This window comes from Amycolatopsis tucumanensis (assembly GCF_021654135.1).
GTDB classification, from domain to species: Bacteria; Actinomycetota; Actinomycetes; order Mycobacteriales; family Pseudonocardiaceae; genus Amycolatopsis_E; species Amycolatopsis_E tucumanensis.
The window spans coordinates 113,568-138,955 of record NZ_JAKGSD010000020.1; the positions used below are offsets into that span (position 1 = coordinate 113,568).

Here is a 25,388-nt window from a genome sequence, read left to right on the forward strand (position 1 = left end):
CTGTGTCCGCGTAGGTCATGAGTGCCAGCGCCAAGCCCCGGCTCGCTGGCCGGCAACCCTCCTTCCGCGGTGGGGTGCCCCGGGTGAGGACCTGGCTCGTCGCGAGGTGCGGCGGGCAAGCGCGGACCCCCTTGCGGGTCCCCGGACCCGAGGAGCCTTTCCGATGACTCTCGCTCTCGAACGCGTCACCACCCCCGCCGTCACCGCCGCCGCGGCCGTCCCGCTGGTCACCGGCGGGGAGCTGGACTACGCCAACCTCGACCACGCGGCCAGCGCCCCGTGCCTGGAGGCCGTGCGCCGCGCGGTGGACGAGTTCCTGCCGCACTACGCGAGCGTGCACCGCGGGGCCGGGTTCGCCTCGCAGGTGTCCACAAAGGTCTACGAGCGCACCCGCGACGTGCTGCGCCGGTTCGTCGGCGCCCGGCCCTCGGACGCGGTCGTGTTCACCCGCAACACCACCGACGCGCTGAACCTGCTGGCCCGCAGCCTGCCGCGGCACGCGTCGGTGGTGCTGTTCGACACCGAGCACCACGCCGCGCTGTTGCCCTGGCGCGGGCCGAACGTGCGCCGGATCCCGCTGCCGAACACGCGGCTGGCCGCGGTGTCCGCTGTGGACAGTGCGCTGGCGGAGTGCCCGGAGGGGCCGCGGCTGGTGGTCGTGACCGGCGCGTCGAACGTGACCGGCGAGCTGCTGCCGGTGGCCGAGATCGCGGCGGTGGCCCGGCGGCACGGCGCGCGCATCGCTCTGGACGGCGCCCAGCTCGCGCCGCACCGGCCGATCTCGGTGCGGGAGCTGGACGTGGACTACGTGGTGCTGTCCGGGCACAAGCTGTACGCGCCGTTCGGCGCGGGCGCGCTGATCGGGCGCGGCGACTGGCTGCGCGCGGCGGACCCGTACCTGGCCGGAGGCGGGGCGACGAAGTCCGTGCGCCGCGACGGCGACGGCCTCGGAGTGGCTTGGCAGAGCGGGGTGGAGCGGCACGAGGCCGGTTCGCCCAACACCGTGGGCGTGTACGCGCTGGGCGTGGCGTGCGAGCAGCTGGCGGCGTCGTGGGACGCGGTGGCCGCGCACGAGCGGGAGCTGCTGGAGCGGCTGACGCGCGGTCTCGCCGCGGTGCCGGGGCTGGCGGAGCTGCGCCTGTTCGACGGCGCGGCGGAGCGGGTCGGCACGGTGAGCTTCGTGCTCGACGGGTTCGAGCCGGGCTGGGTGGCGGCGGTCCTGTCGGCCGAGTACGGGATCGGCGTCCGCGACGGCGCGTTCTGCGCGCACATCGCGGTGCGGCGGCTGGTGGAGCGCAGCGGCGGGGAGGGGCAGCAGGCGCTGCGGGTGAGCCTCGGGCTGGGCACCACGACCGAGCACGTCGACCGGCTGGTGACCGCGCTGCGGCAGATCGTCGCGCGGGGCGCGCGGTGGACGTACGGCGTGGTCGACGGCCGGTGGGCGCCGTGCCCGGACCCGCGGCCGCTGCCGGACTTCCTGCGCTGAGCCGGCGCCGCGGCTGTTCCCCGGGTTCGGATGGTGACCCGTCTGCTGGGTGCGGTGGCTCGGCGCCCGGTTCGCCGGCCTGCGCCGGGCACCGTGTGCGGAACGGCGCCACTGCCCGGTTGCCCGTTGAGGGGGCACGTGCGCCCGGCAGCGCGCTGACCGGCTTTCCCGGCCTGCGCCGGGGCCGTCGCGGCAGCCGTGGACAATGGCGGGGTGAGCAGTGACCCCCAGCCCTCCCCGGAACCGGACACCGTGCCGGACGAGCAGCCGGCCACCCCGCCCAAGCGGCGCGCCCTGCTGCTGGCCGTGATCGCGATCGTGGTGTTCGCGGCGGACGTCGTGACCAAGTCGGTCGTCGTGGCGACCCTGGAGGGGCACGAGCCGGTCCGGGTCCTCGGCGGGCTCGTCTACCTGCAGCTGATCCGCAACCCCTTCGCGGCCTTCGGCATGGGCGTCACCGGCATGACCTGGGTGTTCGCGATCGTCGCGTTCGGGGTGGTGATCGCGCTCATCTGGTTCGCCAAGCGGCTGCGGTCGCCTGGCTGGGCGATCGGTCTCGGGCTCATCCTCGCCGGCGCGCTCGGCAACCTGGTCGACCGCGTCTTCCGCGCGCCCGGCGTGCTGCGCGGCCACGTCGTCGACTTCGTGTCGCTGTTCGCGCCCAACGGGGACGTGTGGCCGGTCTTCAACGTGGCCGACTCGGCGATCTGCGTCGGCGGCGTGCTGATCGTGCTGCTGTCCCTGCTCGGCCGCGAGTACGACGGCACCGTGAAGAGGGCCAAGCGTTGAGCGCCCGGATGCTGCCCGTCCCGGACGGGCTCGACGGCATGCGCGTCGACGCCGGGCTGGCGAAGCTGCTCGGTCTGTCCCGCACCGTCGTCGCGGAGCTGGCCGAGTCCGGCGACGTCCTGCTCGACGGCCGCCCGGCGGGCAAGTCCGACCGGCTCTCCGCCGGTGTGCTGCTCGAGGTGACCCTGCCCGACCCGGACAACCCGGTCGAGGTGGTCGCCGAACCGGTCGACGGCCTGCGCATCCTCCACGACGACGACGACATCGTGGTCGTGTCCAAGCCGGTGGGCGTCGCCGTGCACCCGAGCCCCGGCTGGACCGGGCCCACGGTCGTCGGCGGGCTCGCCGCGGCCGGGCTGCGCATCTCGACCTCCGGCGCGGCGGAGCGCCAGGGCGTCGTGCACCGCCTCGACGCCGGCACCACGGGCGTGATGGTGGTGGCGAAGAGCGAGCACGCGTACACGGTCCTGAAGCGGGCGTTCAAGGAACGCACCGTCGACAAGGGCTACCACGCCGTCGTGCAGGGCCACCCGGACCCGACCCGCGGCACGATCGACGCCCCGATCGACCGGCACCCGCGGCACGACTACAAGTTCGCCGTGGTCGCGGGCGGCCGGCCGTCGGTGACGCACTACGAGGTCATCGAGGCCTTCCGCGCGGCGTCACTGGTGGACGTCAAGCTGGAAACCGGGCGCACCCACCAGATCCGCGTGCACTTCTCGGCACTGCGGCACCCGTGCGCCGGCGACCTCACCTACGGCGCGGACCCGGTGCTGGCCCGCAAGCTCGGCCTGACCCGGCAGTGGCTGCACGCCCGCACCCTCGGGTTCGCCCACCCCGCGGACGGCCGGTGGGTCCAGTTCGAGTCGCCCTACCCCGATGACCTCGCGCACGCGCTGGAAGTGCTGCGCGCGGAGAACTAGGCGACCGCGGTCCCTTCGAGTTCGACCATCAGCTCGGGGATCGCCAGCCGCGTCACGCCGAGCATCGTGGTGGGCGGGGCGACGCCGGCCGCGCCCAGCCGCGCCGCCAGCACGCCGTAGTGCGGGAACAGCTGATCGACGTCGGTGGTGTAGACGTTGAGCCGGACGAGGTTCGCCAGCGACATCCCGGCCTCGGCGAGCACGGCCTCCAGGTTGTCCAGGCTCAGCGCCAGCTGCTTCGCCATGTCCCCGGCGTGCTGGGGTTTGCCGTCGCCGCTCATCGCGGTCTGCCCGGCGCAGAACAGGGTCCGGGTGTGCCCGGCGACCAGTTCACCCTGGTGGTACCCCAGCTCCGCCGACCACGTCCACGGGTCGACCGCGGTGCGTTCCACTCCCACATCAGCTCCCTTCGGATCAGTGCTGTGACGGTTCGAAGCCTCGCAGCGAATCACGACATCCTGTGTCGCGTATTTCGCTAGAGTTCGCGGAATGCGCGCCGACCGCCTGGTCTCGCTGGTGCTGTTGCTGCGCCGGCACGGCCGGTTGTCCGCGACCGCGCTGGCCTGCGAGCTGGAGGTGTCCACCCGCACGGTGCTGCGGGACGTCGAGGCGCTGTCCGCCGCCGGTGTCCCGGTCTACGCCGAACGCGGACGGCACGGCGGTTTCGCGTTGCTGCCCGGTTTCCGGACCGAACTGACCGGGCTGAACCACGACGAGGCGCTCGCCCTGCTGATCGCCGGGTCGCGGCGCGGCGCGCAGGCGTTCGGCCTCGGCTCGGCGCTCGCTTCGGCCATGCTCAAGGTGGTCGACGCGCTCCCGGAAGGCCATCGCGAGATCGCGGCCGGCGCGGCGGAGCGGTTGCTGATCGACCCGGAGACCGACCTGCTCGCCCGCCGGGTGGCCGAGGAGGAGGAGGTGGCCGAGGTCCGCCGGGCGGTGCTGGCCGGCCACAAGCTGCGGATCCACTACGCGGCGGTGGACCAGAGCCCGAAGTGGCGCACGGTGGACCCGATCGGCCTGGTCACCGTGCGCGGCCAGGGCTACCTGCTGGCCACCCGGTCCGGCGCCGACCGCACCTACCGGCTGTCCCGGATCCGGGCGGCGGAGGCACTCGACGAACCCGCGCAGCGCCCGGACCGGGCCGATCTGGACCGGGCGTGGCGGGAACGCAGCGCGCGGTTCCGCGCCGGCGGCGACCAGGTGGCCGTGGTGGCCCGGGTGGACGCGGCGCGGCGGGAGGAGCTGGTGCGCACCGCGGTGGCCGTCCACGCCGAAGAGGCCGACCCGGACGGGCTGCTGCGGCTGGAGGTCGTCTTCCAGGACGCGCGGCATGCCGAGTGGGCGTTGTGGCAGCTCGGCACGGACGCGGAAGCGCTGGCCCCGCAGTGGTTGCGGGCCGCGCTGGGTGATCGGGCCGCGGCGATCGCCGCCCGCTACCGCTCTCTGACCTAGTCCTCCAGGGACCAGGTCAGGGAGCGCTCGTCGGGCTCGGGGCGGGGGCTCCACCGCACCGCCACTACGCGGGTGCTCTCGGGCAGCACGTACACCGTGTGGCCACCCGCCGTCTCGCCGGGCTGGACCCCGATCTTGTGCGGCGGCCGCGAGGTCAGCGACACCGGCGCCTTCGCGACCGGCTTGCCGTCGGCGGTGAGCAGTTCCAGGTAGTTGTCCGGCAGCGACACGAACGGGATCGGGCCCTTGTTGGTGACCTCGGTGTGCACCACAACCGCCCGCTCGCCCGGTTCGAGCCGGTACCCGGCCGCGCCGAACAGGTAGTCCGCCGGGTCCTGCACCTCGAGCAGCTGCACGGTGAGCTGCTCGCCTTCGAGGCCCTGCCCGGCCAGGCTGTCGCCGATCTTCCCGGTGCGCGGGCCGGCCGGCGGCGCGGGCCGCTGGTCGCCTCGCGCCCACGATGCCGTCTGCGGCGGGCCCCACGTGCTGATCACCGGGTCCAGCGGCGCCGGATACGGCCCGGACGCCACCCCCGCGACCTGGTGCGGCCCCGACACGGCACCCTGCTGGACCTGGTACGGCCCGGACGGCACGCCGCGGCCGGGGGAGGGCTCGGCGGGCGGGTAGCCCGGACCGGGCCGGGCGGGCGGCGGGTACCCGGGCGGCGCGGCCTGCGGCGGCTGCGCGGGCGGCGGGTAACCGGGCACAGCGCCGGACGGCGCGAACCCCGGCGTCGCACCGGATGGCGCGAACGGCACCGGGCCGGACGGCACTGGGCCGGATGGCGCGGACGGCACTGGGCCGGACTGCGGGTGCGCGGCCGGTGCCTGGTAGGGCCCCGGGTTCGGCGTCTGCGGCTGCGCGGGCGGGAACGCCCCGGCGAGCGCCGCGCGCAGGCCCTGAGGGTCGCTCTCCACGCCGACCAGCAGCGGCAGTCCGCTGCCGGACAGGGCGACCAGCCGGTAGGCCACCTCGCGCGGGTCCATGCCGACACGCGCCGCGAGCTCGTGCACGGCCACCTTGGCCAGTTCGGCCAGTGCGGCGAGCAGGCGGGCATCGGCGGGATCGGTCACGGCCACGTCCGGAAACGCTACCCGCTGGCCTTCCCGGCCCGGTCGTTCACCCCGGCGCGCCGCCCGGAGGTTCTAGGCTGGCGGCACGCTGACCCGACGAAGCTGGGATGGATGGATGACCGAGGCCGTGAAGCTCGCCGACGAGTTCGTGGACGCCCTGTTCGACGCGGAGCCGTTGTGGCCCGCGGTGCTGGGGCTGGAGTCCGACCGGGACGGGCTCGGCGACCTCGGCGAGGACGCCGAGGCCGCCTTCCGCGACCGGCTCGACGGGTTCGTCCGGCGCGCCGAGGAGATCGACCCGGCCGGGCTCAGCGCCGAGGACCGGGTGACCCGCGACGTGCTGCTCAGCCAGGCCCGCGCCAACCTGGACCGGCTGGACACCCACCTGGTCGAGTTCACGATCAGCGACATCTTCGTCGCCCCCGCGGTGGGCCTGCTGACGATCCTGCCGATGGTCGGCGTGCCCGACGACGAGCAGGGCCGCCGCCACCTGGGCCGGCTCGCGGCGATCCCGCGGTACCTGGAGCAGGCCGCGGACCGGCACCGGGCGGGCGTCGCGGCCGGGCGGGTGCCGGTCGAGCACCTGGTGCGCGCCGCGATCGCGCACCTGGACCGCTACCTGGCCGCGCCGGACGCCGACCCGCTGCTGCGCCAGCCCGCGCCGAGCGAGGACTTCGCCGCCGAGCGCGAGCGGGTGCTGGCCGAGGTGGTGCGGCCCGCGTTCGCCGCCTACCGCGACGCGCTGGCCACGGACATCGCGCCGCACGGGCGTCCGCCGGAGAAGCCCGGCGTGTGCTGGCTGCCCGACGGCGAGCGCATCTACGCCTCGCTGGCGCGCACGCACACCACCACCGACCGCACGCCGGACGAGCTGCACGAGACCGGTCTGCGCATCATCGGCGAGCTGGCCGCCGAATACCGCGAGATCGGCTCGCGCGTGTTCGGCACCGACGACCTGGCCGAGATCTTCCGGCGGCTGCGCACCGATCCGGAGCTGCGCTGGCGCAGCGCCGAGGAACTGCTCGACACCGCCCGGTCGGCGATCAGCCGCGCGGAGGAGGCCGCGCCGCGCTGGTTCGGCCGAATCCCGCCGCACAAGTGGGTCGTGGAGCCGGTGCCCGCGGCCGAGGCGCCCGGCGGCCCGGCGGCGTTCTACCTGCAGCCGTCGGTCGACGGGTCGCGGCCGGGCATCTACTTCGCCAACACCCACGAGGTGACCGAGCGGTTCCGGCACGCCGCCGAGGTGACCGCGTTCCACGAGGCCATCCCCGGCCACCACTTCCAGCTGTCCACCGCGCTGACGCTCACCGAGCTGCCGCTGCTGCGCCGGATCGGCGACTTCAACGCCTACGCCGAGGGCTGGGGCCTCTACAGCGAGCGGCTCGCCGCCGAGATGGGCCTCTACTCCGACGACGTCGCGCTGCTCGGGATGCTCACCATGGACTCGATGCGCGCCGGCCGCCTGGTCGTCGACACCGGCCTGCACGCCAAGGGCTGGAGCCGGCAGCAGGCCGTGGACTACCTGCGGGAGCACACCCCGATGCCGCAGGTCGAAATCGAGTCCGAAGTGGACCGTTACATCGCGTACCCCGGCCAGGCGCTGGCGTACATGGTGGGACGCCTGGAGATCCAGCGCGTACGGGCGCGGGCCGAGCAGGCGCTGGGGGAGCGGTTCGACATCCGTGCCTTCCACGACCTGGTCCTCGGCGGCGGCGCGCTGCCGCTGTCGGTGCTGGAGGCGGTCGTCGACGAGCGGATCGCGCGGGCATGAGCGAGGTGAACGCCCTCGCCGAGGAGCTCACCGGCCTGCTGTTCGAGGCCGACCCGCTGCGCCCGTCGGTGCTCGGCCTGCCCGGCGCCCACGACCGGCTGCCCGACCTCACCGCGAGCGCCGAGAAGCGGCAGCGGGCGGCCTACCTGGACGTCGCGGCCCGCGCGGAAGCGGCCTCGCCCGCGACCGCGGACGAGGCGGTGACCCGCGACGTCGTGGTCCAGCAGGCCAGGGCCGCTGTCGACCTCCTCGACGCGCGGCTGCCCGAGTTCGCGGTCAGCGACGCCTTCACCGCCCCGCTCCAGCTGCTGCTGATGACCCTGCCGATGGTCGAGCTGACCGACGAGACCCGGGCGCGGGGTTTCCTGGCCCGGCTCGCCGCGTTCCCGTCCTTCGTGGACCAGGTGGTGGAACGGCAGGCGGCCGGCCCGGTGCCGCCGGACTTCCTGGTGGACTCGGCGATCGGCTACTTCGACCGGATGCTGGCCGCGCCGGAGCTGACCTCGCTCCGGCTCGACGTCGGTTCAGCGACGCTGGCGGCCGAGCGCGACGCGCTGCTGTCCGGGTTCGTCCGGCCCGCGCTGGCCCGCTACCGTGAGTTCCTCCGCGAAGACCTGCGGCCGCGGGCCCGGCCCGCCGAGGAGGCCGGGCTGTGCTGGCAGCCGGGCGGCCTCCTGCGTTACGCCGGGCTGATCCGCGCGCACACCACCACGGAGCGCACCGCGCAGGAGCTGCACGACATCGGGCTGGCGCTGATCGCCGACCTCGCCGGGGAGTTCCGCGCACTGGGCCGCCGCGTGTTCGGCACCGGCGACCTGGCCGGGATCTTCGAGCGCCTGCGCACCGATCCGGCGCTGCGGTGGGGCAGCGGCGAGGAGCTGCTGGCCGCCGCGCGCGCCGCCATCACGCGGGCGGAAGCCGAGGCGCCCCGGTGGTTCCGGACGATCCCGTCCGCGCGCTGCGAGGTGCGGCCGGTGCCGGAGAGCGATGCGGACGCGGGCACCATCGCCTACTACGTCGAACCGGCGCTCGACGGCTCCCGGCCGGGGATCTACTACGCCAACACCTTCCACGCCGGGGAGCGGTTCCGTCACGTCAGCGAGGCGGTCGCCTACCACGAGGCGATCCCGGGGCACCACTTCCAGCTGTCCCTGGCGCTCGAGCTGGACCTGCCGCTGCTGCGCCGCGTCGCCGACGTCAACGCCTACACCGAGGGCTGGGGGCTCTACGCCGAGCGGCTGGCCGAGGAGATGGGGCTCTACACCGGCGACGTGGCCCGGTTCGGGATGCTGACCCAGGACGCGATGCGCGCCGCGCGGCTGGTGGTGGACACCGGCCTGCACGCGCTGGGCTGGTCGCGTCAGCAGGCGGTGGACTACCTGCGGGAGAACACGCCGATGGCGCCGGTGGAGATCGAGGAGGAGGTCGACCGCTACGCGGGCTGCCCCGGCCAGGCGCTGTCCTACATGACGGGACGGCTGGAGATCGAGCGGATCCGGGCCGGCGCGGAGCGGGCGCTGGGGGACCGGTTCGACATCCGGGATTTCCACGACGTCGTGCTCGGGCACGGCATCCTCCCGCTGCCGGTCCTCGACCGGGTGGTTTCGAACTGGATTACCAGCCGGTAATGTGCTCGGCAATCAGGTAAGCGATCGCTTAGAAGGGTTGGATCGATGCGGATCGGCACCCAGATCTCGTACTCCGGCGGGTTCGCCGAGAGCGTCCGGGACGTCGTCGAGCTGGAGAAGGCCGGGCTCGACGTCGTCACCATCCCCGAGGCCTACTCGTTCGACGCGGTCAGCCAGCTCGGCTACGTCGCGGCGAAGACCGAGCGCGTCCAGCTCGCGTCCGGCATCCTGCAGATCTACACGCGGACCCCGACGCTGACCGCGATGACGGCGGCCGGCCTGGACTTCGTCTCCGACGGGCGGTTCATCCTCGGCATCGGCGCGTCCGGGCCGCAGGTCGTGGAGGGCTTCCACGGGGTGCGCTACGACGCCCCGCTGGGCCGGACCCGCGAGATCGTGGAGATCTGCCGCCAGGTGTGGCGCCGCGAGCGCGTGGTCCACGACGGCAAGCACTACAAGATCCCGCTGCCCGCCGACCAGGGCACCGGCCTGGGCAAGCCGCTGAAGATCATCAACCACCCGGTGCGCGAGCGGATCCCGGTGCAGATCGCGGCGATCGGCCCGAAGAACGTGGCGCTGACCGCGGAGATCGCCGAGGGCTGGCAGCCGATCTTCTTCCACCCGGAGCGGGCTTCCGAGGTGTGGGGCGAGGCGCTGGCCGAGGGCAGGGCCAAGCGCGACCCGTCGCTCGGCGACCTCGACGTGGCCGTCGGGGTGCCGGTGGCGATCGGCGAGGACGTCGGCCACATGCTCGACTGGGTGCGTCCCGTGGTCGCGCTCTACGTCGGCGGCATGGGCGCCCGCGGCAAGAACTTCTACAACGAGCTCGCCTGCCGGTACGGCTACGAGGCCGAGGCCAAGCTGATCCAGGACCTCTACCTCGACGGCAAGAAGGAGGAGGCCGCCGCGGCGGTGCCTGCCGAGCTGCTGCGGGCGATCTCGCTGGTCGGGCCGAAGGGGCTGGTCAAGGAGCGCCTGGCCGCCCTGCGCGAGGCCGGGGTCACCACCCTGCAGGTGACGTTCCTGGAACCCGACCCCGCGCGCCGCGTCGGCGTGGTGAGCGAGCTGCGGGAACTGCTCAGCTGACTCGGTCGAGGAACAGGAAGTCGGTCACGCCGATGACCGACAGGACCTGGCGGACGCCCGCCGGCATGCTGGTCCGCTTCTCGTCGTGCACGAGCCGGGGCCGGGTCGTTTCGACGACCCGGCCCCGCGTCTCGATCCCGCACCCGCCCGCGGCCAGGACGTTCCGGACCCAGTCGGCCTGCGGCCCGTAGGTCAGGGCGACGACGAAGCCGTCCCCGGCGCGGAAGACGTTCACCGGCGTCCGGTAGGTCTTCCCGGACTTGCGGCCGCGGTGGACGATCGTCCCGAACCCCGGGAGTCCCTTCGTCAGCGGTCCGAGCACGCGGTTGGTCGCCACGCGGTTGAACCGGGCGACCCTCTTCGACAGCACCATGCGATCAGCATGCCCGCTCGCCCGCCGGAAATCAACAAGTGATGAATTGAGGTTTGGGCGCCGGCGTGGGGTGGCAAGCTGTGGTGTGCCCGAGCTGCCGGACGTCGAAGGTTTCCGCCGCACCCTGGCCGCCCACGGGGTCGGCAAGCGGATCACCGGCGTGACCACGCTGGACGCGGGCGTGCTGCGCGGGGTGAGCGCGCGCAGGCTGCGGGAGACGTTGCGGCACCAGCGCTTCGGCGAGCCCCGGCGGCGGGGGAAGTTGCTGATCGTGCCGGTGGACGGCCGTCCCGCCACGATGGTGCTGCACTTCGGCATGACCGGGTCGCTGGAGTGGTCCGAACTGGACGACCGCAACCGGCACGACCGGGTGATCTTCGCCTTCGACGACGGGGAGCTGCGCTACCGCGACATGCGGAAGCTGCAGGGCCTGCGCCTGCTCGCGGGCGACGCGGAGCTGGACCGGCTGCTCGCGGACACCGGCCCGGACGCGCTGGACGTGCCGAAGGAGCGGTTCCGCGTCCTCCTCGGCCGCCGTCGCGGGATCAAACAGCTGCTGACCGACCAGGCGGTGCTCGCCGGGCTCGGGAACCTGCTGGCCGACGAGATCCTGTGGCGGGCCCGGCTGGCTCCGCAGGTGCGCGCCGCGGACCTCGATGGCACGGCGGCCGACCGGTTGCACCGGGAGATGCGCGAGGTGCTGCGGGCGGCGGTGAAGGCCGGGCGGGTGCCGCCGCGCACGACGTGGCTCACCGGGCGGCGGGACGAGCCGTCGGGGACTTGCCCGCGATGCGGGACCGTGTTGGAGCACGGCCGGGTCGGCGGGCGCGGCACCGTGTGGTGCCCGCGGTGCCAGGCCGGTTGACAGTTCGCGGAAAAGGGGTAAGCCGGTGCCATGAACGACAAGGACGACGAGAAGAAGCCGGTCAGCCCCGAACCGCCCCTGTCGCCGGACTTCCCCGACGTCCGGCACCCCGACCTGGACATGGGACCCACCGAGGACGTCGAGAAGCCGCCGAATACCGAAGAGGTCAAGCCGGACGAGGGGATCCCGGAACCGCCGGACTGACCCCGCGGGGTGAGGCGACGTGCAGGCGCGGGTGGCGCGGGCGCACCGCAGTGCACAAGCCGGACAAGCCGCACCGCGCGGATTGACGCTGCGGCTGAGTGCAGGCGCGGACTGACACCGCGGCGGCGCGCCGCGGGGTGGTGCCGGACTGGCGCCGGGAGCTGCGCGCCCCATCACCTGGCCCGAGGGCAGTCCCGCCCCAGGTTCCACACCGGGGGCGGCCCGGCCGGTGGCCGGCCCATGGTGCGCCGTCTCGGTTGCGGCGGTGTGGCTGGGCCTGAATCTCAGCAGGAAGCCGCGATGGCCCGGCTCACCCTGCGGGAAGCGGCGGTGTTCGCCGCGGGGCGCCCCGGCCGGCGGCCCGCCCCGGAGACAGTCCAGCCGCTCTGGTCCGCTCAGCAGGAAGCCGCGATGGCCCGGCCCTATCCCGGCTCACCCTGCGGGAAGCGGCGGTGTTCGCCCCGGCGGCAGCCCGCCCTGGAGACAGTCCAGCCGCTCTGGTCCGCTCAGCAGGAAGCCGCGATGGCTCGGCCCTATCCCGGCTCACCCTGCGGGAAGCGGCGGTGTTCGCCCCAGAGGCGGCGCGCCCCGGAGACAGTCCAGCCGCTCTGGTCCGCTCAGCGGGATGCGGCGATGTTGCGCCGCACCTGGGCGGGGTCCCTGCGCGCCGGCTCGCGGCCCGCGGGCTGGTGCGGCGCCGGGCCCGGGTCGATCGGCGGGATCGGCTTCGTCGTGGCGGCCTCGGTGACCGACATCGGCTCCCCGTGGTGCCGGATCTCCACCAGCTTCCCGGACAGCAGCCGGTACGTCGCGTCGTCGCGGTGGATTTCCACCAGGAAGCGGCTCTCCCGGAAGCACATGCGGAACTGGATCCGCTCCAGCGCGGGCGGCAGCCGCGGCGCGAAGCTCAGCTTGCCGTCGTGGTCGCGCATCCCGCCGAAGCCCGCGACCACCCCCATCCACGCCCCGGCCAGCGACGCCATGTGCAGCCCGTTGCGCACGTTGTTGTGCACGTCGTGCAGGTCGGTCAGCGCCGCCTCGCCCAGGTAGTCGTAGGCCAGGTCCAGGTGCCCCACCTCGGCCGCGATCACCGACTGCGTGCCCGCCGACAGCGACGAGTCCCGCACCGTCCTGGCCTCGTAGTAGGCGAAGTTGCGCTGCTTCTGCTCCGGCGTGAACGCGTCGCCCCGCAGGTGCAGCGCCAGCACCAGGTCGGCCTGCTTCACCACCTGCTTGCGGTACAGGTCGAAGTACGGGTAGTTCAGCAGCAGCGGGTAGTTCTCCAGCGGCGTGCCGGCGAAGTCCCAGTCCAGGTGCTCGGTGAAGCCCTCCGACTGCGGGTGCACACCGAGTTCTTCGTTGTAGGGCACATACATCTGCTCGGCGGCCCGCCGCCAGCCCGCCACCTCGGCTTCGTCCACACCGAACAGTGACGCGACCTCCGGCACCCGCTCGCAGGACGCCGCCGCCTCGCGAAAGTTCCGCTGCGCCATCAGGTTCGTGTACACGTTGTTGTCCGCGACCGCCGAGTACTCGTCCGGCCCGGTCACCCCGTCGATGCGGAACCGGCCGTGCCGGTCGAAGTGCCCGAGCGACATCCACAGCCGCGCCGTCTCCAGCAGCAGCTCGGTGCCGCACTGGCGCTCGAACTCCGCGTCGCCGGTGGCCCAGTAGTAGCGGGCGACCGCGTCGGCGATGTCGGCGCTGACGTGGAACGCCGCGGTGCCCGCGGGCCAGTACGCCGAGCACTCCGCGCCGTTGATCGACCGCCACGGGAACGCCGCGCCGCGCAGGCCGAGCTGCCGCGCCCGCTCCCGCGCCTTGGGCAGCGTGGAATGCCGCCACCGCAACGCATCCCGCGCCGCCTCCGGCACGCTGTAGGTCAGCACCGGCAGGACGAACGACTCGGTGTCCCAGAACGCGTGGCCGTCGTAGCCCGGCCCGGTCAGCCCCTTGCCGGGGATCGCGCGGCTTTCGCCGCGGGCCCCGGCCTGCAGGATGTGGAACAACGCGAACCGGGTCGCCTGCTGCAGCTCCGGGTCGCCGTCGATCTCGACGTCGGCGGTCTCCCAGAAGTCGTCGAGGAACGCGCGCTGCTCGGCCAGCAGCCCGTCCCAGCCGGTCTGCAGCGCCCCGGCGAGCGCGGCGTCGACCTGCGCGCGCAACGCCGGCACCGAACGCTGCGCCGACCAGCCGTAGCCGACGAACTTGGTCAGCCGCAGCACCTTGCCCTGCGGCACGTCCACCGCGATGCTCAGCCGCGCCAGGTCCTCCTCCGCGAGGATGTCGGTGCGCAACCCGTCCGGCGACTCGATCTGGTGGTCCATCGCCGCCGCCACACGCAAGCCGGACCGCCGCGTCTGGTGCACCAGCACCGCGCGGTAGTGGTCGGCGAGGAAGAACTCCGACTCCAGCGGCGACTGCAGCGCCGCGGCCACCCGCGGGTCCCTGGTGTCCGACTCGATCGGCTCGTTCGCCAGCAGGTCCGACTGCAGCACCAGCTGCATCTTCCCGTCCAGCGGCTCGACCTCGTACCGGATCGCCACCACGGCGCGCTGAGTGAACGACACCAGGCGCTGCGTGCGCACCCGCACGTGCCGCCCGGTCGGCGAGGACCACTCGGTGGTGCGGGTCAGCGTGCCCGTCCGGAAGTCCAGCACCCGCTCGTGCGAAGTCGCTGTGCCGTAACGCATGTCGAACGGCTCGTCCTCCACCAGCAGGCGGATGATCTTGCCGTCGGTCACGTTGACGACCGTCTGCCCGGCCTCCGGGTAGCCGTACCCCGCTTCGGCGTAGGGCAGCTCGTGCTCCTCGTAGAAGCCGTTCAGGTAGGTGCCGGGCAGGCCGCGCGGTTCGCCCTCTTCGAGGGTGCCGCGCAGGCCGATGTGGCCGTTCGACAACGCGAAGGTCGATTCCGTGCGCTGCAACTGGTCGACCGCGAGGCCGCGCCACCGCAGTTCCCACGGCGCGCACTCGTAGCCGCGAGTCACGAGGCTCATGCGTCCCCCAGCAGTTCCGCGAGATCGTCCACCACCACGTCGGCGCCGTGCTCCCGCAGCGCCTCCGCCTGGTCCGCCCGGTTCACCCCGACGACGAACCCGAAGTTCCCGGCCCGGCCGGCTTCCACACCGGCCAGCGCGTCCTCGAACACCGCCGCCCGCGCGGGTTCCACGCCCAGCGCCTTCGCCCCGGCCAGGAACGAGTCCGGCGCCGGTTTGCCGCGCAGCCCGTCCCGGGTGATGACCAGCCCGTCGATGCGAGCCTGCACGAACGGGGTGAACTCCGCCGCGTCCAGCACCGCCTGCGCGTTCGCCGACGACGTCACCACCGCGATCGCCATCCCGGCGTCCCGCGCGGCCTCCAGGTACCGGCGCGACCCGGGGTACGGGTTCGGCCCGCGCTCGGCGATGATCCGCAGCACGAGGTCGTTCTTGCGGTTCCCCAGCCCGTGCACGGTGTGCTCGGTGACCGCGTCGTCCGGACCGCCCTCGGGCAGCTCGATCCCGCGCGACGTGAGGAACGTGCGCACCCCGTCCAGCCGCGGCCGCCCGTCCACGTAGCGGGCGTAGTCCGCGTCGGTGAACGGGTGGAAACCGCTTCCGTCCCGTTCGCGCAGGAACTGGTCGAACGTCTGCTTCCAGGCTTCCCGGTGCAGCGCGGCGGTGCCGGTCAGGACACCGTCCAGGTCGAACAGGCACGCGGTGATGCCGTCGGGCAACCCGATCATGCCTGCACGGTACCTGCGAACCGGCGGGCTCGCCGCGTGCCACCGCCGTATAACGACCTATACCGCGCGGCTCTAGTGTTGCCGGTGCGGCCGCACGTGGTGGATGAGCTCGTGGACGGTGGCGTCCGCCAGCCGGTACCGGACGATCCGCCCGGTGCGCCGCGCGGTGACCAGGCCGTGCGCGCGCAGCAGCCGCAACGCCTGGGACACCGCGGTGTCCGTCATGCCCGCCGCCACCGCCAGATCGGACACGCAGATCTCGCGCGCGTAGTGGATGCACACGAGCAACGTCAGGCGCGACGGGTCTGCCAGCACCGAGAACCGCTCGGCCCACTCGCGCACCACATCGCGGTCGCCGAGGCCGTCCAGCGCCGCCTCGACGGCCGGACCGTCGATCACCCGGCGTGCCGCCTCACCTGCCACCCCGGAATCGTCTCATCCGCGCGCGCCCGAGGACTGGCAGGATCGCACCGTGACCGACATCTCCTTCCACACCGCACGGGAACTGCGCGCCGCGCTCGGGGCGCGCGAGCTGTCCGCCCGCGAGGTCGTGCAGGCGCACCTGGACCAGATCGAGCGCGTGAACCCGGACGTCAACGCCGTCGTCACGCTCGTCGCCGAGCGGGCGCTGGCCGAGGCGGCCGAAGCCGACGAACGCGCCGCCCGCGGCGCGGAACTACCGCCCCTGCACGGGATCCCGGTCGCGCACAAGGACACCCACGAGACTGCGGGCATCCGCACCACCTTCGGCTCGCCCCTGCACGCCGACCACGTGCCCGAACGCGACGAGCTGGTGGTCGAGCGCATGCGGGCCGCCGGGGTGATCAGCATCGGCAAGACCAACGTGCCGGAGTTCGCCGCCGGCTCGCACACCTTCAACCCGGTCTTCGGCGCCACCCGCAACCCCTACGACCTGTCCCGGTCGGCGGGCGGGAGCAGCGGGGGCGCGGCGGCGGCGCTGGCCACCCGGATGCACCCGCTGGCCGACGGCAGCGACCTCGGCGGGTCGCTGCGCAACCCGGCGTCGTTCTGCAACGTCGTCGGCTTCCGGCCGTCGATCGGGCGGGTGCCGTCGTGGCCGGCGCCGCTGGGCTGGTCGGGGCTGGCGACGGCCGGTCCGATGGCCCGCACGGTCGCCGACGCGGCCCTGCTGCTGTCGGTGCTCGCCGGCCCGGACCCCCGGTCGCCGATCGCGCTGGACGAGCCGGGGGAGACCTTCGCCCGCCCGCTGGACCGCGACGTGCGGGGCCTGCGGATCGCGTGGTCGCCCGACCTGGGCGGCAGCGTGCCGGTGGAACCGGAGGTGGCCGACGTCGTCGAGGCGTCGGCGAAGGTGTTCGGCGACCTGGGGTGCGTGGTGGAGCGCGACTGCCCGGACTTCGCCGGCGCGGACGAGGCGTTCCGGATCCTGCGGGCGTGGCAGTTCGCGGTGAAGTACGGGCCACTGCTGGAAACCGAGCGGGATCGGATCAAGGACACCATCGTGTGGAACACCGAGGAGGGGCTGCGGCTGTCGGCGACCGACGTCGGCCGCGCCGAAGTCCTGCGCACCGAGCTGTTCCACCGCTTCCGCGAGTTCTTCACGCGCTACGACTTCCTGCTGCTGCCGGTCAGCCAGGTGCCGCCGTTCGACGCGGAGCTGGAGTACCCGGTGCGGGTCGCGGGCATGGACATGGAGACCTACCTCGACTGGATGCGCTCGGCCTACTTCGTGACGGTCAGCGGCTCGCCCGCGTTGTCGGTGCCCGCCGGGTTCACGCCCGGCGGCCTGCCGGTCGGGCTGCAGATCGTGGGGCCGCACCGCGCCGACTTCGCCGTGCTGCAGCTGGGGCACGCGTTCGAGCAGGCCACCGGGGTGGGGCGGCGGCGACCGGCGGTGGCGCGGTGAGGGCGCGCGAGCTGTGGGTCGTGCTGGAGACGCTGCACGACGTCACCTACTTCGCGCCGCAGGCCAAGGCGGCGCACGAGGCGGCGGGGCTGCGCGGGTTCTGGCGCGGCTACGTCGCGACGCGGGCGGCGCCGCTGGGGGCGGCCGGGCTCGGCGTGGTGACCGCCGTGTTCTACGGCTTCGCGCCGTCGTTCCTGGCGCGGTCGGTGCCGTCGATCTGGGATGTGGTGTCCCCGGCGGAGGCGCTGGCCGCCCGGAGCGCGGGCGCGGTGGCGGCGTTGCGGGACCACGTGCGCGAGGTGCCGGCTCCGGTGCTGCCGGTGCTGCGGCGGATCGTGGCGGCGGCGGGCTGGGCGGGCCGGCCGCTGGGGGCCGCGAACGCCGCGCTGCCGTGGCCGGACGACCCGCTCGCGGCGCTGTGGCAGGCGGCGACGACGTTGCGCGAGCACCGCGGCGACGGGCACGTGGCGGTGCTGGCCGCGGAGGGCGTCGACGGCCTGGAAGCACACGCCCTGCGCGACGCGGCCGACGGCAGCCGGAGCGTCGTGGCGCCCAACCGCGGCTGGACGGACGACGAGTGGACGGCGGCCCGGGACCGGCTGGCCGCCCGCGGCCTGATCGACGGGCGCGGGCTGACCGACCGGGGCGCCCGCCTGCGGGACCACATCGAGCGGCGCACGGACGAGCTGGCGGCGGTGCCGTACTCGGCGGCGGGCGAGGACGAGCTGACCGCGCTGGACGGCTGGCTGCGGCCGATCGCACGCGCGCTGGTGCCGGTCCCGGTGCCCCACCCGAACCCGGTGGGTGCGCCGGCGCCCTGACGAGCCGGATCGTGGGCAGGGGGCCGGTGGGCGCGCACGGCGGCTCTGTTGCAACGTCGCGCGGCGAGCCGGTGGGGCGCCGGTGCTCGGACCGGTTGGGTCGTGGGCAGGGGGCCGGTGGGGTGCGGTGCCCCCACCAGTGGGCCGGGCCGTGGGCAGGGGGCCGGTGGGCGCGCGCGGCGGCTCTGTTGCAACGTCGCGCGGCGAGCCGGTGGGGCGCCGGTGCTCGGACCGGTTGGGTCGTGGGCAGGGTGCCGGTGGGGTGCGGTGCCCCCACCAGTGGGCCGGGCCGTGGGCAGGGGTCATCTTGGGCGGCGCGCCTGCCCGGCTACGCCGCTGGCACCCCGACCGGCGCGCCGAACCTCGGGCAGGGGCCAATCGGGCCGCTGCGCGCGACCGCCCGGCCGCTTGGCCCTGCACCCGCCCGGGTGGCTTCCGCAGCCGAGCCGCGTCCGCCTCAGAACTGCAGCCAGCCCACCGCCGAGGACACCAGCAGCGCCGCGATCAGGATCGCCAGCACCACGGAGATCACGATGGTCACCACGGGCAGCGCCCGCGGCGGTTTCTGCTGGTGGTGCGAAAGTCCGGAGGTCTGGCCGGAGTCCGGGGGAGTGTCGCCGGGGGCGACGCCTCCGCCGGGTTCCAGTCCGGGCGTCCGGGCGGGATCCGGGTCGGGCGGGGTGTCGCCCGGCACGACGCCGCCGCGTTCGGTTCCCGGGGTGCGGTCGGAGCGCGGATCGGGACTGCTCATCGGTCTTCCCTTCCCACCGACGCTGACACGTCGAACGACAGGCCCTTGTCACCGGCGCCCACCCGCACCCGCGCGCCGGGGGTCAGCTCGCCGCGCAGCATCATCCGCGACAGCGGGTTGTCGACCTCGCGCTGGATCGTGCGCCGCATCGGGCGCGCGCCGAACTCGGGCTGGTACCCGGCCCGCGCCAGCCACCGCACGGCGTCCGGCGTGAACTCCAGCGTGATGTCCTGCGCGTGCGCGCGCCGTTTCGTCTGCTCCAGCATCAGCTCGGTGATCTGCTCCAGCTGCGCGGCCTCGAGCTTGCGGAACACGATGATCTCGTCGATCCGGTTGAGGAACTCCGGCCGGAACTGCTCCCGCAGCCGCCGCATCAGCCGCTCCCGCAGTGGCCGCTCCGAGTCGCCCCGGTCGGCGGCGAACCCGAGCGCCCCCTGCGTGCTGCTGGAGATGATCTCCGACCCGATGTTGCTGGTCATGATCAGCACCGTGTTGGTGAAGTTCACCGTGCGCCCGCGGCCGTCGGTCAGCCGCCCGTCGTCGAGGACTTGCAGCAGCACGTTGAAGATCTCCGGGTGCGCCTTCTCGATCTCGTCGAAGAGCACCACCGAGTAGGGCCGCCGCCGCACCGCCTCGGTCAGCTGGCCGGCCTCCTCGTACCCGACGTAGCCGGGGGGAGCGCCGATCAGCCTGCTGACCGTGTGCCGCTCGCCGTACTCGGACATGTCCAGCCGGATCATCCGCTCCTCGTCGCCGAACAGCGCCGCCGCCAGCGCTCGCGCCAGCTCGGTCTTGCCGACGCCGGTGGGGCCGAGGAACAGGAAGCTGCCGTAGGGCCGATCCGGCGGCGCGAACCCGGCACGCGAGCGGCGCACGGCCTCGGCGACCGCGTCGACCGCCTCCTCCTGCCCGATGACCCGCTCGTGCAGGTGCTCCTCCAGCCGCAGCAGCCGGTCGCGCTCGTCCTCGGTCAGCTGGTTCACCGGCACCCCGGTCAGCCGCGAGATCACCTCGGCGATGTCCTGCGGCGTCACCTCCTGCACGCCGCTGGGCCGCCCGTCGCTGTCGGCGGTGCGCAGCTGCTCGCGCAGGCCGGCGATCTCGTCGCGCAGGGCCGAGGCGCGCTCGAAGTTCTCCTCGGCCACCGCCTGGTCCTTGTCCCGGGACAGCTCCTCCAGCCGGGCCTGCAGCTCGCGCACGTCGTTGGGGCGGCGGCCGGAGCGCAGCCGCACGCGCGCGCCGGCCTGGTCGATCAGGTCGATCGCCTTGTCCGGCAGGAACCGGTCGGTCAGGTAGCGGTCGGACAGGTCCGCGGCCGCCGCCAGCGCCTCGTCGGTGAACCGGACCTGGTGGTGCGCCTCGTACCGGTCGCGCAGGCCGTGCAGGATGGCGACGGTGTCGGGCACCGACGGCTCGGGCACCAGGATCGGCTGGAACCGCCGCTCCAGCGCCGGGTCGTTCTCGATGTGCTGCCGGTACTCGTCGAGCGTGGTCGCGCCGACGATGTGCAGCTCACCGCGGGCCAGCGCCGGCTTGAGCATGTTGCCCGCGCCCATCGACCCCTCCGACGCGCCCGCGCCGACCACGGTGTGCAGCTCGTCGATGAACACGATCAGCTGGTCGCGGTTGCGGCGGATCTCGTCGAGGAGGTTCGTCATGCGCTCCTCGAAGTCGCCGCGGTAACGGGTGCCGGCGACCATCGCGGTCAGGTCGAGCCGCACCACCCGGCGGCGGGCGAGCAGGTCGGGCACGTCGCCGTCGCAGATGCGCTGCGCCAGGCCCTCCACGATCGCCGTCTTGCCCACGCCCGGTTCGCCGATCAGGACCGGGTTGTTCTTGGTGCGCCGGGACAGCACCTCGACGGTCTGCTCGATCTCGTCGTCGCGCCCGACGACCGGGTCGATGTTGCCCTCGGCCGCCTCGGCGGTGAGGTCCCGGCCGTACTGGTCCAGCGTCGGCGTGTCGGTGCGTGGCTGCGGCCGCTGCTCGGGACGGCCGCGCGGCATCGGCTGCCCCTGCGGCGGGCCCTGGAACGCCTCCGGCGTGACCCCGGCGCGGGCAAGGATGCGGCCGGCTGCGGAGTCCGGGTTGGCGACGAGCGCGAGCAGCAGGTGCTGCGGCCCGATGTAGCTGGAGCCGAGGGTGCGGGCGATGCCGTGCGCGTCCAGCAGCGCGCGCTTCGCGCCCGGCGCGAGCATGGCCGGGGTGGTGCGCTCGCCGGTGCCACTGCCGTGCCGGTCGATCTCCCGCGCGATCTCCTCGGGCTTCGCGCCCGCGCTCTCCAGCAGCTGCCGCGTCGGCGACGCCTGCGTGGCCGCCCACAGCAGCTGCTCGGTGTCGACGTCGGCCCGGCCCTGGTCGGCCGCCTTCTCGGCGGCGTGCGCGACGAGTTCCCGCGCCTGGTCGGACATCAACCGCGTGATGTCGACCGCGTTCGGGCGCCTGCTGGGCACGGCGTTGCCGAAGAACTGCGCCAGGAACTGGTCGAACGGACTGCCGGGCCCGCCTGCGAAAAAGCCGGTCATTCGGGCACGCTCCTCAGCCGTCGGGTGCGGGCCCGGCGCTCCACTTCGGACGGAGCGGGCCCGGGCCGTCCATCGCCGTCGGCTACCCGTGCCCGGGCGGCGCGAAACGACGCGTCAGGGCTCTTCGGTGAGCTTCTCCCGCAGGTGCTGCAGGGTCTGCGCGAGCAGCCGCGACACGTGCATCTGGGAGATGCCGACGCGCTTGGCGATCTGCGTCTGCGTCATGTTGCCGAAGAACCGCAGCATCAGGATGGTGCGCTCGCGCGGGGCCAGGTCGCGCAGCAGCGGTTGCAGCGCCTCGTGGTTCTCGACCGTCTCGATGCCGTAGTCCTCTTCGCCGAGGGTGTCGGCCAGCGACGCGGCCTCGTCGTCCTCGCCGGCCGGTTTGTCGACCGACACGGCGTAGTAGGCGTTGCCCGCCTGCAGGCCCTCGCTCACCTCGTCCGGCGTGAGGTCCAGCTCGCGCGCGATCTCCGTCGGCGTCGGCGCGCGGCCGAGGCGCTGGCCCAGCTCGCTGCTGGCCTGCCCGATCTGCAGGTGGAGTTCCTTGAGCCGCCGCGGCACCCGCACCGACCAGCTGGCGTCGCGGAAGTGCCGCCGGACCTCGCCCATGATGGTCGGCACGGCGAAGGACAGGAAGTCGGTGCCGCGTTCCGGCTCGAACCGGTCGACGGCGTTGATCAGCCCGACGCGCGCGACCTGCAACAGGTCCTCGTACGCCTCGCCGCGCCCGCTGAACCGGCGCGCGATGTGCTCGGCCACCGACAGGTACTGGGTGACCAGCGCGGTCCGGAGCTGTTCCCGGCGCGGATCGTCCGGCGCGGCGGCCGCCAGATCGGCGAAAGTGGGGGTGTGGTCCTCCGAGGAATCGTTGTCCTCGACGGTGCCCGCGAGGCGCGTCTCAGCCAACGTTCCGCTTCCCCCCGCTGTCTCGTGCCGACCTGGTCATGGCCCGGACTACCCCGTCCCGCCGTTCGCCACACCTGGTTGCGGGGGCCCGGTCCGGGGAACCCCGCGCCGAGAGGAACTGATGCGAGGAGGTCCATCGATGGTTGAGCAGACGACGGAACGCGCGCCGCTGGCCCAGGGTTTCGCACTGGTGGTGGGCGTGGTGTTCCTCGCGCTGGGGATCGCGGGCTTCGCCACCGCGGGGGAAATCCTGGGATTTCACACCGGCACTGTGCTCAACGTCGTGCGCACCGCGCTGGGACTGCTCGGCTTGATCGCCGCGCGCCGAGCACGCACCGCACGGGTGTTCGGCCTGGTGGCCTTCTTCCCCCTGCTGGGCATCACGATCTGGGGCTTGCTGTCCGCGGGCACCGACAACCCCGACGACGTTCGCCGGGTGTTCGACCCGCACTGGGCCGACAACGCGTTGCACGGGGTGGTCGCGGTGCTGGGACTGGTGATCTTCCTGCTGCCCGCACGGACGAGGACCACCGAACGCGTGTGACGATCACGGAGAGTAGCAGTGCTGCGTAGCGTGTTTAGTTCCTCTGCCAGGGTGAAAGAACTCCTCCATGAGACGGGCAGAGGACGATTCGCTGCGAATACTGCTGTGGCACGTACACGGGTCATGGACCAGTTCCTTCGTAAGCGGACGGCACGAGTACCTCCTTCCGCTGCTACCGGAGGGCGGTCCCTGGGGACGGGGCCGCTGTGACCGAGCGTGGCCGTCCGCGCGGGAGGTGAGTCCGGCCGAGCTGCGGAACGCCGACATCGACGTGGTCGTCCTCCAGCGCCCGGACGAGATCGAGCTGACCGAGCGGTGGACGGGGCGGCGGCCCGGCCGGGACGTCCCCGCGGTGTTCGTCGAGCACAACACCCCGACCGGCGACGTGCCGCGCACGCGGCACCCGCTGGCCGATCAGGACGAGATCCCGCTGGTGCACGTCACCCACTTCAACAACCTGATCTGGGACTCCGGCCGGGCGCCTGCCACGGTCATCGAGCACGGGGTGGTCGACCCGGGCGAGCTGTACACCGGCGAGGAGGCCTCGATCGGCCTCGTCATGAACGAGCCGGTGCGCCGGGGCCGCGCGGTCGGCACCGACCTGCTGCCCGCCTTCGCCGAGGTCGCCCCGCTGGACGTCTGGGGCATCGGCGTGGAGAAGCTCGACGGCCACTTCGGCCTCGGGGAGCGCCTGCGCACGCGGGGCGACCTCGGGCAGGACGCCCTGCACGCGGGGCTGGCGCGGTGCCGGTTGTACCTGCACACCCCGCGCTGGACGTCGCTGGGCCTGTCGCTGATCGAGGCGATGCACCTGGGGATGCCGGTGGTGGCGGTGGCCAGCACCGAGGCGTCCCGCGCGGTGCCGCCGGAGGCGGGTTTCGTCTCGGCGGATGTGAACGAACTGGTGCGCGCGGCCGCCGAGCTGATGGCGGATCCGGAACTGGCGCACCGGATGGGCAAGCAAGCGCGCGAGCACGCGCTGGCCAGCTACGGCCTGGACGCCTTCCTGCGCAACTGGGACGTCCAGCTCGGCCGGGTGACGAGTGGAGGTAGCGCATGAAGATCTCGATGGTGTCGGAGCACGCCAACCCCCTGGCCGTTCTGGGCGAGGTGGACGCGGGCGGGCAGAACCTGCACGTGGCGGAACTGTCCGCCGCGCTGTGCCGACAGGGCCACGACGTCACCGTCTACACCCGGCGCGACGACCGGGCGCAGCCGGAGGAGGTCCGGGCGCCCGCGGGCTACCGGGTGGTGCACGTGCCGGCGGGCCCGGCGGAGTACCTGCCCAAGGACGACCTGTTGCCGCACATGACCGAGTTCGGCCGCTACCTGGCCAAGGCGTGGCAGCGGGACACCCCGGACGTGGTCCACGCGCACTTCTGGATGTCCGGCCTGGCGTCGCTGCTCGCCACGCGCGGCACCGACGTGCCGGTGGTCCAGACCTTCCACGCGCTGGGCGTGGTGAAGAAGCGCTACCAGGGCAAGGCGGACACCAGCCCGCCGGAGCGGGTGCAGCTGGAGCGGCTGATCGGCAAGAACGCCGCGCGCGTCGCCGCCACCTGCTCGGACGAGGTGTTCGAGCTGGCCCGGATGGGGCTGCCGCGCTCGCGCATGTCGGTCGCGCCGTGCGGGGTCGACCTCGAGCGGTTCACCCCGGACGGGCCGGTCGCGCCGCGCGGGAACCTGCACCGGATCGTCAGCGTCGGGCGGCTGGTGCCGCGCAAGGGGTTCGCGACGGCGATCGCCGCGCTGCCCGCCGTGCCCGGCGCCGAACTGGTCATCGCGGGCGGACCCGAGCAGGGGCGGCTCGCCGACGACCCGGAGGCCAAGCGCCTGGTGGAGCTGGCCGAGCGGCTCGGCGTGGCCGACCGCGTGCGGCTGCTGGGCCAGGTGACGCGGGACGAGATGCCGTCGCTGCTGCGCTCGGCGGACCTGGTCGTGTGCACGCCGTGGTACGAGCCGTTCGGCATCGTGCCGCTGGAGGCCATGGCCTGTGGTGTCCCGGTGGTCGCGGCGGCGGTCGGCGGCCTGATCGACACCGTGGTGGACGGCGTGACCGGGGAACTGGTGCCGCCCAAGCGCCCGGAGGCGCTGGCCGCGACGCTGCGCCGCCTGCTCGGCGACCCCGCGCAGCGCGAGGCGTACGGGATCGCGGGCTGCGACCGCGCCCGGTCGCGGTACTCGTGGGACCGCATCGCGATCGACGTCCTGCGGGTCTACGAGAAGGCGCTGGGGGACAAGGCTCCCGCCGGTGCGGTCGTGCCCGCCGACGCCGCGGCGAGCCCGGTCTGACGACGGCGAACGGGAAGCCCCCTCGGGATCGTGGTCCCGAGGGGGCTTCGTCCGTCAGGTCAGCTTGTTGACCGCGGACTGGGCCTTGCCCTTGACCGTGCCCATCGCGTCCTGCGTGGGCGAGTAGGTGGCGTAGAGCTCGGGGTCGGGCTTGGGTGCGCTGCCGGGACCGCCGAGGGGCTTGGGGTCCATCAGGTACTCGATGCGGTCTTCACCGGTGGACCAGGCGCCCTTGTTGCCGTCGGGGCCGTCGGAGAGGTGCCAGATGGTGTTGTTGTGCG

The 25,388-nt window shown here is 73.7% G+C and carries 23 protein-coding genes, 1 pseudogene and 1 riboswitch; of the genes and pseudogenes, 14 read left to right on the forward strand and 10 right to left on the reverse strand.

The genetic code is table 11. The features are described from left to right. Positions 1-13 precede the first annotated feature (13 nt). Positions 14-128, forward strand: a riboswitch (SAM riboswitch). Positions 129-163: 35 nt separating this feature from the next. The 3 genes from L2C96_RS21015 (at position 164) to L2C96_RS21025 (ending at position 3,198) form a co-directional block, all read left to right on the forward strand. Further along, the gene (locus L2C96_RS21015) at positions 164-1,486 is read left to right on the forward strand and encodes an aminotransferase class V-fold PLP-dependent enzyme (RefSeq protein ID WP_237337438.1); all 1,323 of its coding nucleotides are present in this window, start codon (positions 164-166) and stop codon (positions 1,484-1,486) included. 213 nt (positions 1,487-1,699) lie between these two features. Beyond that, complete coding sequence (gene lspA / locus L2C96_RS21020; RefSeq protein ID WP_027936639.1) at positions 1,700-2,275, forward strand: signal peptidase II; 576 nt, start codon at positions 1,700-1,702, stop codon at positions 2,273-2,275. Next, entirely contained in the window at positions 2,272-3,198 is a 927-nt protein-coding gene (locus L2C96_RS21025; RefSeq protein ID WP_026153058.1) for an RluA family pseudouridine synthase, read from the forward strand. The genes lspA and L2C96_RS21025 overlap by 4 nt, the downstream gene beginning before the upstream one ends. On the opposite strand, the gene L2C96_RS21030 is transcribed toward L2C96_RS21025, so the two are convergent. Beyond that, positions 3,195-3,590 (reverse strand): RidA family protein, encoded by a 396-nt coding sequence (locus L2C96_RS21030; protein ID WP_020423165.1) that lies wholly within the window; start codon positions 3,588-3,590, stop codon positions 3,195-3,197. The two genes, L2C96_RS21025 and L2C96_RS21030, sit on opposite strands and share 4 nt — an antisense overlap. 97 nt (positions 3,591-3,687) lie before the next feature. Here L2C96_RS21030 and L2C96_RS21035 point away from each other — a divergent pair, with 97 nt between their 5' ends. Next, on the forward strand, positions 3,688-4,650 hold the full coding sequence (locus L2C96_RS21035) for a helix-turn-helix transcriptional regulator (protein WP_237337439.1): 963 nt from the start codon (positions 3,688-3,690) through the stop codon (positions 4,648-4,650). Here the strand turns inward: L2C96_RS21035 and L2C96_RS21040 are convergent. Further along, positions 4,647-5,729 (reverse strand): AsnC family protein, encoded by a 1,083-nt coding sequence (locus L2C96_RS21040; protein WP_237337440.1) that lies wholly within the window; start codon positions 5,727-5,729, stop codon positions 4,647-4,649. The genes L2C96_RS21035 and L2C96_RS21040 overlap by 4 nt on opposite strands. Positions 5,730-5,838: 109 nt before the next feature. Here L2C96_RS21040 and L2C96_RS21045 point away from each other — a divergent pair, with 109 nt between their 5' ends. Genes L2C96_RS21045 through L2C96_RS21055 form a run of 3 tightly spaced genes read left to right on the forward strand, consistent with a single transcriptional unit; the run spans position 5,839 to position 10,208 of the window. Then, positions 5,839-7,494 (forward strand): DUF885 domain-containing protein, encoded by a 1,656-nt coding sequence (locus L2C96_RS21045; RefSeq protein ID WP_237337441.1) that lies wholly within the window; start codon positions 5,839-5,841, stop codon positions 7,492-7,494. Further along, complete coding sequence (locus L2C96_RS21050) at positions 7,491-9,122, forward strand: DUF885 domain-containing protein (protein WP_237337442.1); 1,632 nt, start codon at positions 7,491-7,493, stop codon at positions 9,120-9,122. The genes L2C96_RS21045 and L2C96_RS21050 overlap by 4 nt, the downstream gene beginning before the upstream one ends. A gap of 45 nt (positions 9,123-9,167) precedes the next feature. After that, positions 9,168-10,208: an LLM class F420-dependent oxidoreductase gene (locus tag L2C96_RS21055; protein WP_020423476.1), complete on the forward strand. Its 1,041-nt coding sequence runs from the start codon at positions 9,168-9,170 to the stop codon at positions 10,206-10,208. Here the strand turns inward: L2C96_RS21055 and L2C96_RS21060 are convergent. Beyond that, positions 10,201-10,581, reverse strand: coding sequence for a nitroreductase family deazaflavin-dependent oxidoreductase (locus L2C96_RS21060; RefSeq protein WP_020423477.1), 381 nt, complete (start codon positions 10,579-10,581; stop codon positions 10,201-10,203). The two genes, L2C96_RS21055 and L2C96_RS21060, sit on opposite strands and share 8 nt — an antisense overlap. 85 nt (positions 10,582-10,666) lie before the next feature. On the opposite strand from L2C96_RS21060, the gene L2C96_RS21065 reads away from it, so the two are divergent. Continuing rightward, complete coding sequence (locus L2C96_RS21065; protein ID WP_237337443.1) at positions 10,667-11,446, forward strand: Fpg/Nei family DNA glycosylase; 780 nt, start codon at positions 10,667-10,669, stop codon at positions 11,444-11,446. Positions 11,447-11,476: 30 nt separating this feature from the next. Next, positions 11,477-11,650 (forward strand): hypothetical protein, encoded by a 174-nt coding sequence (locus tag L2C96_RS21070; RefSeq protein WP_020423479.1) that lies wholly within the window; start codon positions 11,477-11,479, stop codon positions 11,648-11,650. Positions 11,651-12,267: 617 nt separating this feature from the next. Here the strand turns inward: L2C96_RS21070 and L2C96_RS21075 are convergent. The 3 genes from L2C96_RS21075 to L2C96_RS21085 all read right to left on the reverse strand — a co-directional run bounded on the left by L2C96_RS21075 (position 12,268) and on the right by L2C96_RS21085 (position 15,800). Beyond that, positions 12,268-14,649, reverse strand: coding sequence for a glycoside hydrolase family 65 protein (locus L2C96_RS21075; RefSeq protein ID WP_237337444.1), 2,382 nt, complete (start codon positions 14,647-14,649; stop codon positions 12,268-12,270). Beyond that, complete coding sequence (locus L2C96_RS21080) at positions 14,646-15,377, reverse strand: HAD family hydrolase (RefSeq protein ID WP_020423495.1); 732 nt, start codon at positions 15,375-15,377, stop codon at positions 14,646-14,648. The genes L2C96_RS21075 and L2C96_RS21080 overlap by 4 nt, the downstream gene beginning before the upstream one ends. Before the next feature lie 72 nt (positions 15,378-15,449). Then, complete coding sequence (locus L2C96_RS21085; RefSeq protein ID WP_237337445.1) at positions 15,450-15,800, reverse strand: ArsR/SmtB family transcription factor; 351 nt, start codon at positions 15,798-15,800, stop codon at positions 15,450-15,452. A 49-nt stretch (positions 15,801-15,849) separates the two neighbouring features. On the opposite strand from L2C96_RS21085, the gene L2C96_RS21090 reads away from it, so the two are divergent. Together L2C96_RS21090 and L2C96_RS21095 are read left to right on the forward strand one after the other, a co-directional pair. Next, positions 15,850-17,265: an amidase gene (locus tag L2C96_RS21090; protein ID WP_237337446.1), complete on the forward strand. Its 1,416-nt coding sequence runs from the start codon at positions 15,850-15,852 to the stop codon at positions 17,263-17,265. Next, positions 17,262-18,086, forward strand: a complete 825-nt coding sequence (locus tag L2C96_RS21095) for an SCO6745 family protein (protein WP_237337447.1) — start codon at positions 17,262-17,264, stop codon at positions 18,084-18,086. The genes L2C96_RS21090 and L2C96_RS21095 overlap by 4 nt, the downstream gene beginning before the upstream one ends. 457 nt (positions 18,087-18,543) lie before the next feature. Here the strand turns inward: L2C96_RS21095 and L2C96_RS21100 are convergent, their stop codons facing one another. The 3 genes from L2C96_RS21100 to L2C96_RS21110 all read right to left on the reverse strand — a co-directional run bounded on the left by L2C96_RS21100 (position 18,544) and on the right by L2C96_RS21110 (position 22,271). Next, positions 18,544-18,837 carry a DUF6480 family protein gene (locus tag L2C96_RS21100; protein WP_020423466.1) on the reverse strand — a complete coding sequence of 98 codons (294 nt, stop codon included), beginning with the start codon at positions 18,835-18,837 and terminating at the stop codon, positions 18,544-18,546. Further along, complete coding sequence (locus L2C96_RS21105; RefSeq protein ID WP_237337448.1) at positions 18,834-21,362, reverse strand: ATP-dependent Clp protease ATP-binding subunit; 2,529 nt, start codon at positions 21,360-21,362, stop codon at positions 18,834-18,836. The genes L2C96_RS21100 and L2C96_RS21105 overlap by 4 nt, the downstream gene beginning before the upstream one ends. A 114-nt stretch (positions 21,363-21,476) precedes the next feature. Continuing rightward, on the reverse strand, positions 21,477-22,271 hold the full coding sequence (locus L2C96_RS21110; RefSeq protein WP_020423468.1) for a SigB/SigF/SigG family RNA polymerase sigma factor: 795 nt from the start codon (positions 22,269-22,271) through the stop codon (positions 21,477-21,479). A 139-nt stretch (positions 22,272-22,410) separates the two neighbouring features. Between L2C96_RS21110 and L2C96_RS21115 the strand changes: the two genes are divergently transcribed. From L2C96_RS21115 to L2C96_RS21125, 3 genes are all read left to right on the forward strand, one after another. Beyond that, the gene (locus tag L2C96_RS21115; RefSeq protein ID WP_020423469.1) at positions 22,411-22,815 is read left to right on the forward strand and encodes a DUF4383 domain-containing protein; all 405 of its coding nucleotides are present in this window, start codon (positions 22,411-22,413) and stop codon (positions 22,813-22,815) included. A gap of 235 nt (positions 22,816-23,050) precedes the next feature. Beyond that, complete coding sequence (locus tag L2C96_RS21120; protein WP_237337449.1) at positions 23,051-23,875, forward strand: glycosyltransferase; 825 nt, start codon at positions 23,051-23,053, stop codon at positions 23,873-23,875. Further along, on the forward strand, positions 23,872-25,107 hold the full coding sequence (locus L2C96_RS21125) for a glycosyltransferase (protein WP_020423471.1): 1,236 nt from the start codon (positions 23,872-23,874) through the stop codon (positions 25,105-25,107). The genes L2C96_RS21120 and L2C96_RS21125 overlap by 4 nt, the downstream gene beginning before the upstream one ends. 54 nt (positions 25,108-25,161) lie before the next feature. Here L2C96_RS21125 and L2C96_RS21130 read toward each other — a convergent pair. Continuing rightward, a pseudogene (locus L2C96_RS21130) lies at positions 25,162-25,388 on the reverse strand (manganese catalase); the annotation flags it as partial.

Bases quoted from the DNA above. Each gene is read 5' to 3' on its own strand.
- L2C96_RS21060 (WP_020423477.1), bottom strand. From the start codon at position 10,581: ATGGTGCTGTCGAAGAGGGTCGCCCGGTTCAACCGCGTGGCGACCAAC.
- L2C96_RS21075 (WP_237337444.1), bottom strand. From the start codon at position 14,649: ATGAGCCTCGTGACTCGCGGCTACGAGTGCGCGCCGTGGGAACTGCGG.
- L2C96_RS21055 (WP_020423476.1), top strand. From the start codon at position 9,168: ATGCGGATCGGCACCCAGATCTCGTACTCCGGCGGGTTCGCCGAGAGC.
- L2C96_RS21125 (WP_020423471.1), top strand. From the start codon at position 23,872: ATGAAGATCTCGATGGTGTCGGAGCACGCCAACCCCCTGGCCGTTCTG.
- L2C96_RS21080 (WP_020423495.1), bottom strand. From the start codon at position 15,377: ATGATCGGGTTGCCCGACGGCATCACCGCGTGCCTGTTCGACCTGGAC.
- L2C96_RS21045 (WP_237337441.1), top strand. From the start codon at position 5,839: ATGACCGAGGCCGTGAAGCTCGCCGACGAGTTCGTGGACGCCCTGTTC.
- L2C96_RS21035 (WP_237337439.1), top strand. From the start codon at position 3,688: ATGCGCGCCGACCGCCTGGTCTCGCTGGTGCTGTTGCTGCGCCGGCAC.
- L2C96_RS21105 (WP_237337448.1), bottom strand. From the start codon at position 21,362: ATGACCGGCTTTTTCGCAGGCGGGCCCGGCAGTCCGTTCGACCAGTTC.
- L2C96_RS21015 (WP_237337438.1), top strand. From the start codon at position 164: ATGACTCTCGCTCTCGAACGCGTCACCACCCCCGCCGTCACCGCCGCC.
- L2C96_RS21070 (WP_020423479.1), top strand. From the start codon at position 11,477: ATGAACGACAAGGACGACGAGAAGAAGCCGGTCAGCCCCGAACCGCCC.
- L2C96_RS21115 (WP_020423469.1), top strand. From the start codon at position 22,411: ATGGTTGAGCAGACGACGGAACGCGCGCCGCTGGCCCAGGGTTTCGCA.
- L2C96_RS21050 (WP_237337442.1), top strand. From the start codon at position 7,491: ATGAGCGAGGTGAACGCCCTCGCCGAGGAGCTCACCGGCCTGCTGTTC.
- L2C96_RS21100 (WP_020423466.1), bottom strand. From the start codon at position 18,837: ATGAGCAGTCCCGATCCGCGCTCCGACCGCACCCCGGGAACCGAACGC.